Genomic DNA, 12,680 nt, shown 5'->3' with positions numbered 1-12,680 from the left:
ATGGCAACTCAACCAAAAATAGCAGTAATTTCTTACAATACTCCTCATCGCAAAACACAAGATGTTTTACACGGATTAAAAGCTAAAGGTTATCAAAATGTAAAAATATTTGCATTGCCTTTTGTACAAAGAGAAAATCCGTTCAAACCAATTTATCAACATCGTCCAAGTAAAGCGATTCAAGTAAATTTAGATGATTACTGTAATAGTTTTGGTTATAATTTTGATTTAACAACTGCTGAAACGTTGAATAATCAATTAAACGATTATAAAGCTGAATATGTAATTATTGCAGGTGCAGGATTATTACCAGATGAATTGGTTGAAAATCATAAAATTATCAATACACACCCAGGTTTTTTACCTTTGACAAGAGGTTTAGATTCATTAAAATGGGCAATCACAAAAGGAGTCGAAATTGGTGTTACAACTCATTTTGTAGACACAGAAGCCGATGCTGGTTTTTTGATTGAACAACAATATGTTCCTGTTTACGGGAATGATACGTTTCATTCTTTGGCTAATCGTCAATATGAAACAGAAATTGAAATGTTAGTTAATTCGATTGAATTAATACCAACACTTTCAGAATTCAAATCACTTTCATCAAATGAATTTGAAGCGACGCGCAGAATGCCAAAAGCTATCGAAGAAAATTTGATGCAAGCATTTGATACTTACAAAGAAAAATATAAAAGGGATTAAATATTTTTTAGAAAAAAATTAAAAAGCTAACCGAATTGGTTAGCTTTTTTGTTGAATCTATTTTTTAATTTGATTTTACTATCTTTAATAAAACAATTAAGATGAACAAAGAAAAACCTTTGAGCGAATTAACATTAGAAGAATTAAATGATAAAAGAAAAAAAGTTAATAAACTTAATCTTAGCATTCAAATTCCTTTATTACTCATTGCAATCGTTTTATTAATTCTGAAGATGACAAACAAATATGATATCAATGTAACATTCGTTATTTTATTATCATGTTCTGTAACTTTTATTCCTCTTATAACAGGTTTAGCGAAAATAAATGCAGAAATCAATACCAGAAAAAAAGCGAATCAATGAGTTTCTTTTCTCTTTTTCCTAAGATGTAAAACATTTTTGATTGGATTATAAATCATAATAAAAACCATCATTACAATTCCGAAATAAAATAAAGTTCTAAAAATTTGAATATCTGCAATCAACAAGGCTTGGTTATACAATTGAGATTTCAGATTACTTGCTGTCAAACTGATAGATTCATTTACTAAATGAGTTGCATTGTGTTTATTGAATAAATTATTCCATTGTTCTTGAAAAATCGTATTGGTAATATCTAGATTTTTCGTCATCAAAAATTGATGTTTAGTCGTCAAGAAAAGAATTGCATTTTGCATAATCGAAAAACTAATTGTCGACGACCAATAACGCATTGCAACTGCTGCTTGCATGGTATTCATAGAAAAATTAGCATGTACAGAACATACCATATATTGCAAAATTGGCGCAAACAACATTCCTTGTCCCATTCCTTCCATCAACAATGGCGGAATAACTGCATTCGGACGAGTATCTGGAACCAAAATGTAACTAAACCACAACATAGCAAACGTTAAACAAAAAAAACCTCCAAAAAACACATACTTATATTGCGTTTGAAATTGTGTAATGATGTAATAAGCAAACAATGCTCCGATATAAATTCCGGCACAATTATAATATTGTATTTGCAAAACAAACTCCCAATTCCATTTCCAAACAACATTCATAACTTGATAAATGTTACTCATACTCGATTTGAAAATATAAAATGTAAAAAACAACAACATACCTACAATAACTCTTTCGGAACGAAGAATCTCGAAATGAAAAATCGGTTTTTTAGACGTTAATTGTTGCAAAATAAATAAGCCTGAAAAAATAAACATTGCAGCAAACGCAATAACGATATAAAGCGATTCGAACCAATAATATCTTTTACCATAAATCAATAAAAAAGCTCCTGCTATTAATGACATCATCATCAAAAAATAACCCGCCAAATTTAACTGATACAATGGTTTTTTGGGATACAATCTACCATGACTAAAGAGAAAAACATAAATCAATAATGATAAAACATGAAAAAAGATGACAGTATAAATCACCATATTGAAATTATAATTTTCGATGGCAAATTTTACAATAGAAGTCGTGTATTTATCAGCCGTCATCATAAATCCATACAAAAAAGTATTTCCTAATAATCGTCCATATTCGCCTTTTATACGCGACATAATTAGCGGAACAATAATACATCCTTCGAGATAAGATGTTGTCCCTTGTATCACACGAAGTAAATAAATCAATTGCGTATTTGTTGTCAACGAAATTATTAACATTAATACAATATTGATAATAGTCATAGACAATAAATAAGAACGAATATTAAAGAACTGAAAAAGCCGTTCGTTAATAAAAAGTCCACAAACAATTGTAGCGTAAGCCAAAGAAAAAATGAATTGTAAATCGTCTACATCAACATCTAGAAATGAAGCTGTAAATATACTATTCATATTGAAAAGTGAGAGAATCATCACATGCGGAATCAACGCGGCAATGAGAATTGGAAGCACCAATTTTTCTGGTATCCATTTCTTGAAAATGGGATGTTGATTGTGCATTGAGTTATTTATTCACTTTTACAATCAAGTTCAAAACATTCATTCGAAAGTTTGTCTAATTAAAAATATTTTATTGATTTCGTGATTATCTTACCTAAAAAGTAAAAAAAGGAAGCTGCCTGAGAAAAGTCAAAAGGCTAAAATGTGATTCTGAATAATAAATCGTTAAAATACGATGATTCATTTTTATAAAAATATAACAAATTTAAAATCAATAAAATACAACTAATATTTATTAAAACAATTAATCATTTTTCGTTTGATTTATTTTGATGGCAAAAGTAAGTGCTAGCGCATAAAAACAAGTTGATTATTTGAGAATATAATTTGTTCATTTACGCCATTTTCAAATTTAAAAAACTTTAAAACACCTCCTTTTTACAAGATAATTTTGATAAAACATTCATTTTTAAAATTTGTCATAAAAAAAACGTACTTGATTCTATTAAATCAAATACGTCAATTAAATAAAAAATAATATATAAAAATTATTTTAACGATGTAAAAGTCTATTTTTTATCGGTTGATAAAGAATTACAAAAATCGCAGCGATAATTCCCACAACAAACAATGTTCGGAAAATCTCAATATTACTAACCAACAAAGCTTGGTTATACAATTTTGCTTTTAAAGCTGCGGCAGTAATACTTTCTGCTTCTTTTGGAAGATGACTCGCAATATTTTTATTGAACAAATTATTCCATTGTTGTTGGAAAATCGGACTCGTTTTGTCTAAATTTTTGGTCATCAAAAATTGATGTTTAGTCGTCAAGTATAAAATTGCATTTTGCATCAGCGAAAAACCAATTGTTGTCGTCCAAAAACGAATCGCCGTACCTGCTTGCGCCGCACTACCAGTAATAGAAGGATGTACAGAACCTGTAATATACAACACTAATGGCGTAAAAATAACACCTTGCGCAATTCCTTCTAACATCAACGTTGGCGCTATTGCCTCGACTTTTGTATCTGGATAAAACAAGTGACTAAACCACAACATGCTCATGGCTAAAAGTACAAATCCAAGAAAAAATATTTTTCTAAAATCAATTTTATTTTTAACCATGAAAAATGAAAATACAATACCAATGATGGAACCTGCAACATTAAAATATTGAATCTGCAACACATATTCCCATTGCCATTTCCAAACTGTTGACATGACTTGGTAAATATTGCTCATCCCAGCACGTAAAGTATAGAAAACAAAAAACATTAATATTCCTAAAATGACACGTTCTGATTTGAAAATCTCAAAATGAAACAAAGGTCGTTTGGCTGTTTTTTGATGCAATAAAAATAAACCACTAAAAACGAGTGTTGATGCAAATGCTATGATAATAATTGGCGATTCGAACCAATAATATTTTTTTCCATAAATCAAGAAAAATGCACCAGAAATTAGGGAAATAATCATCAAGAAAATTCCGCCTAAATTTAATTGATACAATGGTTTTTTAGGAAACATTCTGTTGTGATTAAAGAAAAATACATAAATAATTAATGCAACAACATGAAAACTCATAATCGTATACACCATCATATTGTGGTTATAATTCTCAATCGCAAACTTCACAATTGAAGTCGTGAATTTATCTCCTGTTAACATTACGCCGTACAAAAACGAATAAGCAATCAATTTTGAATGTTCACTTTTAATATTCGACATAATGATTGGTAACAAAATACAACCTTCGAAAAGCGATAAAGGTCCTTGAATGAAACGCAGAATCAAAATCAATTCTGTATTTGTCGTCAATGTCATTCCAAACAATACCAAAATGTTGAGCATGGTCATTGTTAGCAAATAACTTCTGATATTGAAAAAGTGAAAAAATCGAACGTGAATAAATAAGCCACAAACAATAGTGGCATACGCCATCGAAAAAAGGAACTGCAAATCATCGACCTCCAAATCCAAAAATGATGCTGTAAACGTACTATTCATGTTGAATATCGTCAAAATCATCAAGTGAGGAAATAGCGCAAGGATAAAAATTGGCACAACCAATTTTTGCGGAACCCATTTATTGAATATTGAATTTTGTTGTGACATTTATTTAATTTACTTTTTCTGCGGAAACATTTACATTCATTCCGGTACGTAATTTTTCGTTATTTTTAGACTCTTTCAGAATTATTTTTACAGGAAAACGTTGTTCAATTTTCACGAAGTTCCCTGTTGCATTATCAGGTTTTATCAAAGCAAACTCAGAACCAGAAGCTGGCGAAAGTGATTCAATTTTTCCTTCAAACTCAATGTTTTTGTAGGCATCAGCTTTTATAATAACTGGTTGATCCAAATCGATTTCTCCAATTTGCGTTTCTTTAAAATTCGCAACAATCCATTTCTCTTTCGAAACCACTTGCACCAAAGCTTGTCCTTCTTTTATTAACTGACCTTCTTGTATATTTTTTGTTCCAACCCAACCATCGTAAGGCGCCACAACATAGGTATATGAGAGAGTAAGTTTGGCATCATTCAATTGGGCTTTTCGTTGTAAAATTTGAGTTTTTGCAGGCGCAACTTTTGTTTGTTCAGCAGACGCACTAACATTTACTGCATTACGTTGTTGTTCCAAAGCACTCAAACTTGCTTTTGCTTGTTTATATTTTGCTTCAACTTCTTCAAATTGTTGTACGGTTGCAGCATCTTCTTGCACTAAATTTTTGAAACGGTTATAATCTTTTCCCGTTCTCCAAACCTCTATTTTAGCAGCTTCTATATTTGCATTCACAATATTAACATCACTCGATTTTGTATCTACCGCTTTTTCGTAGGTTAAAACAGATTGCGAAGTCGATTCTAAATTTGCTTCTGCAATATCAATCTGATTCTGAAACTCTCTATTGTCAATCACAACAAGCGTATCACCTTTGTGTACAAATTGATTTTCTTCGAAATTTACTTTTTTGATAAAACCAGAAACTTTACTCGAAACTGGTGTAATATATTGTCGCACTTGCGCGTCATTTGTATTGACATGTGAACTCGAAAAGAAATAAAACCAAGCCACTGCAGTGATTCCTATGATAATAAAAATCCAAGCAATCGCCGAAAGCGTTCTATTCATTCGTTTTTCTCCTTTTGTCTGTTGTTTTCCCATTTTTATAAGTTTCCTAAAACGTATTGTAATTGATAGTATTTTAATTGTTTATTGATTTGCAATGAAATCAAATTCGATTGAGCCTCTAAATAAGCGTTATCCGCATCAATAAGTTCTGTAATCAAACTCAATTTGTTGACATATTTTGTTCGAACAATTCGATAATTTTCTTTGGCTTGACCAATTGCTTCTTCGGCAATTTTTATTTTATCGATCGATTCTTCTAATCTTTTATTCGCTGCAAAAACATCATGTCGAATTTGTTCTTCTTTCTCTTCTATTTCTAATTTTGCAATTGAAATGTTACGATCTGCGATTTGCATTTTTTGTTTATTCTTGAAAAAATTACTCAACGGAATCGAAACGTTTACACCAACAGAACCAAATCTATATAAATATTCTTCTGGAGGAAAAAACATAAAGTTTGGATAATTATATCCATATTCCGCACCAGCAGTTATTTTTGGTAATGTATTGGCTTTGGTAATTTTCTTATCAATTTCTTTCAAATTCAAATCATCTTTCGCAATTTTCAAACTTTCACTTTGATCCATTGCTTCCAAAATCATTTCATCAACCAAGCCTAAATGTTCTTCATTTGTAAACAAATCATTGGTATCAATATGCATTTCTTGATTTTCTGGTAAAGCCAAAATTGTTTTGATTTGATGTTCGATAATCGAAATTTCATTCGCCAATTCTGTAAAAGACATTTTATGATTTGACAATTGTAATTCTGTTCTCAAAACTTCGTTATACGTTACCAAACCATTTTTTTTCAAGGATTCTGTTTGCTTTATCACAACTGAATCTTCTCTCATTTTATCCGAAATCAACTTTTGTTGCTCTTGTAAATGCAATGCTTGTAAATAAGCTGTGATGATTTGCATTCTCAATTCTCGCTCATCTTTTCGAACTTGTAGTTTCGAAATATTAGTTTCTATTTCAGATTTTTTCTCGTCATTTTTTAATTTTCCTCCCAAATAAATTGGAATTTCAGCCGAAAGTGTAAAATCGTATTTTACTCGAGGAACAGCATATTTTGTAGAAGGTTTTAAAACACCGTCTTCGAATTGGCGTAAATTACTCAAAACATTAAAACCAGTATGAAAGTCTACATCTGGTAATTTTTCGTTTTTAAGATCTTTCTCTTTTAATTCAGCAATATTAGTTTTTAAAGCGCTAATTTGTAATTTTTTATTATTTTGAAGTCCAATTTCAATTGCTTTGCTTAATTTCAGTTGGTTATAGTCTATTTCATTTTGAGCATAACTCAACCCACTCAGCATTAACAACAATGTAAGCAACTGATATTTAACGAATTTAAATATCATTTTGTATTATTTATAAGTCTGTTATTGATTTTTAGTGATGCAAAGTTACATTCAAAACACCTTTACCCTCTTGATAAAAAAAGAAAATAATTTGCTCATTTACGCCAAAATAAAGTAATTTGCAAAAGCAAAATATTTCACTTTATAAAAGTATAAAACAATGTTGTTTGATCAGTTTTTTTTTAACGAAGTTGACAAATCTAAAGTCCATTTTTACATACAACATGCACATTTAGATACGATAGGAACGCGCGTACATGAACACAAAAAAGCACAATTATTATATGCAGAAGGCGGAATTGTACATGTTTTTGTAAACGACAAACATTGGTATTTGCCTGCGCGTTGTTTTATGTGGATTCCTGCAAATACGCCACATTCTATCTTAACGAATAGTAAAACAGGCGATTTGTATAACTTTTATTTCAAGACCGAAAAAGAAGAAAACGATTTTTATTCGATTACAAATATTTATTACACGAATGAGTTGTTAAGGGAAATGATTTTGTACACCAAAAATTGGAGTGGATCAATTTCGGAAAAAGATCCTGCAAAATATGATTTTGTAAAAGCCATACGATCTATTTTGCCCGAAATGGAATCGAACAAATTGCCCGCTTTTATTCAGCATCCATTTCCAAAAGATCAGAAACTGATCGATATTGCTCGATTTCTGATGAAAAATATCGAGAAAAACTATACAATAGATGAAGTTGCGCAACAATTTGGTTTGAGCACGCGAACATTATCTCGAAAATTCAAAGATAATATGGGAATTAATTATGTTCGATTTTTACGCGCATTACGTATCACAAAATCATTGGAATTGATTGCTGAAAATAAATACAATATGTACGAAATCGCAATGTTAGTTGGTTATAATTCGTTGTCATCTTTCAGTAATATTTTTCAGAAAGTTTCAGGAATTCGACCAACAGAATATACGCAATTATTACACACAAAAAAACAATAACTTAAAATAAAAACTATGATTATTAAAGCTTTTGCCGGAAGTAACAGCTCTACTTCTATCAATAAACAACTCGTAACTTATGCTTCTTCTTTATTAAACAAAGATCAAATTGAGATTTTAGATTTAGATGACTTTGATATCCCTACTTTTGATATTGATATAGAAAAAGAGCAAGGTTTTTCTGATGAAGTAAAACGATTTTATCAAAAACTTGTTGATTCTGATATTTTGCTTATTTCATTAGCAGAACATAATGCTTGCATTACAGCAGTTTTTAAAAGCTATATGGATTGGTGCTCAAGAATTAATTATAAATTTCTGGAAGGAAAAAAGGTCTTCGTTATGAGTACATCTCCTGGTGGTTATGGAGCAAAAAACTCTTTAGAAATAGGTTCTAAATTAATTACAAAATTAGGAGGTGACATTTTAGTCGATTTCTCTTTGCCTAAATTCAACGAAAATTTTGCAGAAGGTAAAATCACTAATGAAGAGTTAAACAGAGAATTGATTCTTAAAATTGATGAATTTAGAAAAAAAATATAAGTTTTTATCTTTTCCTAACATAGGTCAATAAAATTTATGGTTGCTTGCAATAACTTTGCTTCATCAAAAATGAAAATACTCAATAAGAATATGAAAATTTTAGCTTTCGCTGGTAGTAACAGCAAAAAATCAATCAATAAAGAATTATTAAATTATACATTAAATCAAATCGAAAATGCAGAAATCGATTTAGTTGACATCAATGATTTCGAGATGCCTATCTATTCTATTGACCGTCAATTAGAAAATGGATTTCCACAAGAAGCGCAGGATTTTTACAATAAAATCAAAGATGCAGAAGGTGTTGTAATTTCTTTGGCAGAACATAATGGAAACTTTTCTGTTGCATTAAAAAATATTTTGGATTGGGTTTCTCGTATCGAAATGCCATATTTGAAAGATAAAAAATTGTTGTTATTAAGTACATCTCCAGGTGCTTATGGTGGAGGAAATGTAATGGAAGTTGCAACAAAATATTTTGGAATGTTTGCAAGCGGAGAAATTGTAGCAAGCACAACTTTCCCATCTTTCAACGATAATTTCCAAAATAACGAAATTGTAAATGAAGAATTAAAAAATAAAGTATTAGCGCAAGTTAGTATCTTTCAAGAAGCTTTAACTATTGTTGAAGCTTAATTGAAAATGTATGTATTAAAAAAAGGTCTTTCGAACGAAAGACCTTTTTTTTGTTATCAGTTTATTATCTATTTTTAATTAAGATTGAACCAGATTTGGTTTGTTTATCATTTAACTTAATAACATACCAATAATTATCTGTTGAAACTGGTTTTCCAGCTATTTTTCCGTCCCAAATGAAATTCTCTGCTTTTGTAATTATTTTCACTTTTTTACCAAAACGATCGTAAATTTCGACTAACGCATTTGGATAAGCATGTAACAATTTACTCAAATCCCAATTGTCATTTATTCCATCATTATTTGGCGTAATCACATTTGTAATCACCATTGCTTCAGCAGGAATTTCTGTCAAACATTCTCCATTTTTAGACTTAACTCGAATAATATATTTGCCTGCAACTACGTTTTTAAACGTATTAGAACCTTGCCAAGGATAAATGATTTTACCTCTCTCATCTTCTAATTGATATTGAACAGAAGTATTTCCTCCACTTGCAACAATAATCATTGAATTATCTAAATCAGTATTTACCAAAATTGATGGAAATTCTATTAACTGAACTTCAGTTTCAGCAATCGAAACACAACTTCCAATTTTAGCTTCCAAACGATATTTACCAGCCTTATTTACAACAAAAGTTGAAGAAGTAGATGTATAAACTAAGTTATGATGTTCATCAAACCAATTGTATTCATCAAAACCACTCGGAGCTATAATGGTCATCGAATTAAAATCTGGACAGAAATAATAAATTGGTGCTAAATCAATTTGTGTAGCTTCGGTAATCGTAACTTGTAATTTTTGCGTAGAAGAACCACAACTGTTGGTTTCCGTAACTTGCAAAGTATAAACACCTAAAGGTGTATTCTTCCAATCGATTTCGACTTGATTTCCTGATGTTGTAATTGGGATATAACTTCCAGAAAAATTACTTTCTAAAACTTTCCAAACATAAGTAGAACCAGTAGTTCCGTTGCCAGAGTTTTCGTTCAAATCTACACCATACTGATGTTTTGAAGCAAAACATAGTTTTTGCTGACCTAATAGACTACATCCCAAAAGAAGCAGTAAGCCTATTAAGCCTATTTTTTTGAATTGATATGTTTTGTAATTATAAATCAATTTATATTAGAATTCAATTGGAGAGATCACCGGACCAGCGCTTAATTTAATTGTTACAGTTTTTCCTGCAGCATTTGTAATTGTAGAATTCGTGAATGTGACTTTTGTACTAAGTGGTGCCGGTTGTGTAGCTGTATAAGTAACATTATTTATAACAAAAACAACATCAACTGTTCCATTTGGAGTAATCTCTATATCTATCTTACCATCAGAATCTAAAGTAGCTGAAGTATTAGTGACTACAGATGTAACTGTAACATTTCCGTTTGTAACCTCAAAATTAACAATAGCCCCAGGCGTACCATATAAAGTAATATTAGCCTTAGCAGTACTACAAACATCGTCGCTATCTGCATCAATGAATAAAACATCAGGTTTAACTAATTTTACATTAATATCTGTTTTAGAGTCTTCCGTAGAAATCGAAGGTTGACAACTATTAAACTCTTCTGCTGTAATTTTATAATCTTTTATCAAAGCTGCAATTTCAGCCGGAGTTGGTACTCCTGACGGAGCTGTTGGCCATACAGCATTCCATGTAATTGTAGCTTGATTTGAATCGTTTAATCCTGATCCATCTGGATCATTTCCTGCTGTAAAAGTTGCTGTGGTGGTAGTTCCTGCATTAGGATTCCATCTGTACCATGAACCTGCCGTACCATCCGGAGAAGCTCCATTTGGCCCTTGAGTGTCAACTGTCAGAGATTTTGTAGCTACAAGTGGTGTACCATCAGCTTGTGTTGATCCATCAGCATAATATTGAGCTTGTGCTTTAAAACCTAACAAGGTGAAAGCAAATAAAGTAATGCATTTAAGAGTAAAATTTTTATTCATTTTTTTATGATTTTCTATTTAATTAATTCATTTCTATTGGTGCTATTTTAGGTAGTGGATTTTGTACAACATCAAATTTAAATTTTATATAACATCCTGTATTTTTTTTATCTTGAATAAAAAGTGTATTATCTCCACTTGTACTTATATCAGTCCACCATGGATTTATAAAGGGTTTATAAGTTACTCCATTATCATTACTAATCTGGTAAACTCCAGAACCACCTCCTAATGTTAATTTGATTCGAGCTGGTAGCTTGCACAATGAATAATCTGGTAGAATAATATTTCTCTCTACTTTCAATATATCTAATAAAGGAGGTGTACCAACTGTAACACAATTAGGTTCCCCTGTATACCAATCGCTTGCTGTATAAACTGACTTAGGTGCAATTGCTGTAGGCCTTCTAATCATACTTGTTCCTGTTTTATCTACTCTTAACTCATCTATTACAACTCCATTTTTTAATAATTGAATTTGATCATCATCATTAATTCCGTGAGAACCATTTAATATTAAATCATAATTAGGATTATTACAAATAATTGGAGATGTAGATGTTACACCAACACCTATTAAATAAATACTATAAGGTTGCAATAAACCTGTTAAAGCAATATTTGTAGTCCATGGTTTTGGAGGACTTGGATTATAATCTCCTCTTCTACGATATGTATAATTATTAAGATTAATCACTCTATCTGTTGGGTTATATATTTGTATAACCCCAAAAGAACCTGTTTTATGATCATATATTTGGGATATATATATTTCTGATCCTGTTGGTACAGTTGGACAACGTCTTTCCACCACAGTAAAAGATACATTAGACCATGTTTGAGCAGCAGCATGCTGTATAAAAAAGAAAAAAAGTGTGATAAAAAATAAAATTCCTTTCAATAGTATTTGTCTTTAGTAATTTCACAAAACTATCGTTCTTTTCTAACATAAAATTTAGAAATACATTATCATAATGTTAATTTTTTAACTTTTATTCCAACAAAAAACCGGGCTTAAAAGCCCGGTTTTTTGTTGGAATATCACAGCTACTTAATTTACATTTATCTCGTAGGTGATATCAATTCCTCCATTTGCAAGCATATCATGTACACTACAATACTTCTTAACCGCTAATTCAGCAGCCTTATTTGCTTTATCTAAATCAACATTTCCTTTTAAGAAAAATTTGATGTGAATATTTGTAAAAATATTTGGAATTTCATCTCGACGCTGACCTTCAACCTCAACTTTAATATCTTCAATTTCTTGACGTTGTTTTTTCAAAATTTCATTCAAATCAAAAACACTACAACTTCCCAAAGCAATCAAAACCAACTCCATTGGGCGAACTCCTTTTCCTTCTCCTCCAATCGATTCAGGTCCATCAATATTTACTTTTACCGAAGAACTTGACGCAGTCGCTTCATAGTGAGAAGCCTGATTTACTCTATTTAATTCAACTTTCATCTTATTTCT

13 protein-coding genes are annotated in these 12,680 nt (G+C 30.6%); 5 read left to right on the top strand and 8 right to left on the bottom strand.

Annotated elements, in window-relative coordinates; translation table 11 throughout:
• Together N5D03_RS05715 and N5D03_RS05710 are read left to right on the top strand one after the other, a co-directional pair.
• Positions 1-705, top strand: coding sequence for a formyltransferase family protein (locus N5D03_RS05715; protein WP_115001095.1), 705 nt, complete (start codon positions 1-3; stop codon positions 703-705).
• Between the two features lie 101 nt (positions 706-806).
• Entirely contained in the window at positions 807-1,070 is a 264-nt protein-coding gene (locus tag N5D03_RS05710) for a hypothetical protein (protein WP_115001096.1), read from the top strand.
• Here the strand turns inward: N5D03_RS05710 and N5D03_RS05705 are convergent.
• The 4 genes from N5D03_RS05705 to N5D03_RS05690 form a co-directional block, all read right to left on the bottom strand.
• Complete coding sequence (locus N5D03_RS05705) at positions 1,064-2,650, bottom strand: hypothetical protein (RefSeq protein WP_280051130.1); 1,587 nt, start codon at positions 2,648-2,650, stop codon at positions 1,064-1,066. The two genes, N5D03_RS05710 and N5D03_RS05705, sit on opposite strands and share 7 nt — an antisense overlap.
• A gap of 493 nt (positions 2,651-3,143) precedes the next feature.
• Positions 3,144-4,706, bottom strand: a complete 1,563-nt coding sequence (locus tag N5D03_RS05700) for a hypothetical protein (RefSeq protein ID WP_221855848.1) — start codon at positions 4,704-4,706, stop codon at positions 3,144-3,146.
• A 4-nt stretch (positions 4,707-4,710) separates the two neighbouring features.
• Positions 4,711-5,757, bottom strand: coding sequence for an HlyD family secretion protein (locus N5D03_RS05695; RefSeq protein ID WP_280051129.1), 1,047 nt, complete (start codon positions 5,755-5,757; stop codon positions 4,711-4,713).
• Positions 5,758-5,759: 2 nt separating this feature from the next.
• Positions 5,760-7,091 (bottom strand): TolC family protein, encoded by a 1,332-nt coding sequence (locus tag N5D03_RS05690; RefSeq protein WP_280051128.1) that lies wholly within the window; start codon positions 7,089-7,091, stop codon positions 5,760-5,762.
• A gap of 160 nt (positions 7,092-7,251) precedes the next feature.
• Here N5D03_RS05690 and N5D03_RS05685 point away from each other — a divergent pair, with 160 nt between their 5' ends.
• From N5D03_RS05685 to N5D03_RS05675, 3 genes are all read left to right on the top strand, one after another.
• On the top strand, positions 7,252-8,064 hold the full coding sequence (locus tag N5D03_RS05685) for an AraC family transcriptional regulator (RefSeq protein WP_280051127.1): 813 nt from the start codon (positions 7,252-7,254) through the stop codon (positions 8,062-8,064).
• A 15-nt stretch (positions 8,065-8,079) separates the two neighbouring features.
• On the top strand, positions 8,080-8,607 hold the full coding sequence (locus N5D03_RS05680) for an NAD(P)H-dependent oxidoreductase (RefSeq protein WP_115001105.1): 528 nt from the start codon (positions 8,080-8,082) through the stop codon (positions 8,605-8,607).
• 90 nt (positions 8,608-8,697) lie between these two features.
• Positions 8,698-9,243: an NAD(P)H-dependent oxidoreductase gene (locus N5D03_RS05675; protein ID WP_125349252.1), complete on the top strand. Its 546-nt coding sequence runs from the start codon at positions 8,698-8,700 to the stop codon at positions 9,241-9,243.
• Positions 9,244-9,307: 64 nt separating this feature from the next.
• Here N5D03_RS05675 and N5D03_RS05670 read toward each other — a convergent pair whose 3' ends face one another.
• The 4 genes from N5D03_RS05670 to N5D03_RS05655 form a co-directional block, all read right to left on the bottom strand.
• The gene (locus tag N5D03_RS05670; RefSeq protein WP_280051126.1) at positions 9,308-10,369 is read right to left on the bottom strand and encodes a T9SS type B sorting domain-containing protein; all 1,062 of its coding nucleotides are present in this window, start codon (positions 10,367-10,369) and stop codon (positions 9,308-9,310) included.
• A gap of 6 nt (positions 10,370-10,375) precedes the next feature.
• Entirely contained in the window at positions 10,376-11,203 is an 828-nt protein-coding gene (locus N5D03_RS05665) for a hypothetical protein (protein WP_280051125.1), read from the bottom strand.
• A 22-nt stretch (positions 11,204-11,225) separates the two neighbouring features.
• A complete protein-coding gene (locus tag N5D03_RS05660) occupies positions 11,226-12,017 on the bottom strand; it encodes a hypothetical protein (protein WP_280051124.1) in 792 nt (263 codons plus the stop codon).
• A 237-nt stretch (positions 12,018-12,254) separates the two neighbouring features.
• On the bottom strand, positions 12,255-12,671 hold the full coding sequence (locus tag N5D03_RS05655) for an OsmC family protein (RefSeq protein WP_115001108.1): 417 nt from the start codon (positions 12,669-12,671) through the stop codon (positions 12,255-12,257).
• Between the last annotated feature and the right edge of the window lie 9 nt (positions 12,672-12,680).

It is taken from the genome of Empedobacter sp. GD03861, assembly GCF_029840885.1.
GTDB lineage: Bacteria > Bacteroidota > Bacteroidia > Flavobacteriales > Weeksellaceae > Empedobacter > Empedobacter falsenii_B.
Note: the sequence above shows the minus strand (reverse complement) of the source record. Positions and strands in the feature narration are given on the sequence as shown.

Excerpts from the sequence above, each read along its gene's own strand:
- N5D03_RS05715 (WP_115001095.1), top strand. The coding sequence starts at position 1 with ATGGCAACTCAACCAAAAATAGCAGTAATTTCTTACAATACTCCTCAT.
- N5D03_RS05710 (WP_115001096.1), top strand. The coding sequence starts at position 807 with ATGAACAAAGAAAAACCTTTGAGCGAATTAACATTAGAAGAATTAAAT.
- N5D03_RS05705 (WP_280051130.1), bottom strand. The coding sequence starts at position 2,650 with ATGCACAATCAACATCCCATTTTCAAGAAATGGATACCAGAAAAATTG.
- N5D03_RS05700 (WP_221855848.1), bottom strand. The coding sequence starts at position 4,706 with ATGTCACAACAAAATTCAATATTCAATAAATGGGTTCCGCAAAAATTG.
- N5D03_RS05695 (WP_280051129.1), bottom strand. The coding sequence starts at position 5,757 with ATGGGAAAACAACAGACAAAAGGAGAAAAACGAATGAATAGAACGCTT.
- N5D03_RS05690 (WP_280051128.1), bottom strand. The coding sequence starts at position 7,091 with ATGATATTTAAATTCGTTAAATATCAGTTGCTTACATTGTTGTTAATG.
- N5D03_RS05685 (WP_280051127.1), top strand. The coding sequence starts at position 7,252 with ATGTTGTTTGATCAGTTTTTTTTTAACGAAGTTGACAAATCTAAAGTC.
- N5D03_RS05680 (WP_115001105.1), top strand. The coding sequence starts at position 8,080 with ATGATTATTAAAGCTTTTGCCGGAAGTAACAGCTCTACTTCTATCAAT.
- N5D03_RS05675 (WP_125349252.1), top strand. The coding sequence starts at position 8,698 with ATGAAAATTTTAGCTTTCGCTGGTAGTAACAGCAAAAAATCAATCAAT.
- N5D03_RS05665 (WP_280051125.1), bottom strand. The coding sequence starts at position 11,203 with ATGAATAAAAATTTTACTCTTAAATGCATTACTTTATTTGCTTTCACC.
- N5D03_RS05655 (WP_115001108.1), bottom strand. The coding sequence starts at position 12,671 with ATGAAAGTTGAATTAAATAGAGTAAATCAGGCTTCTCACTATGAAGCG.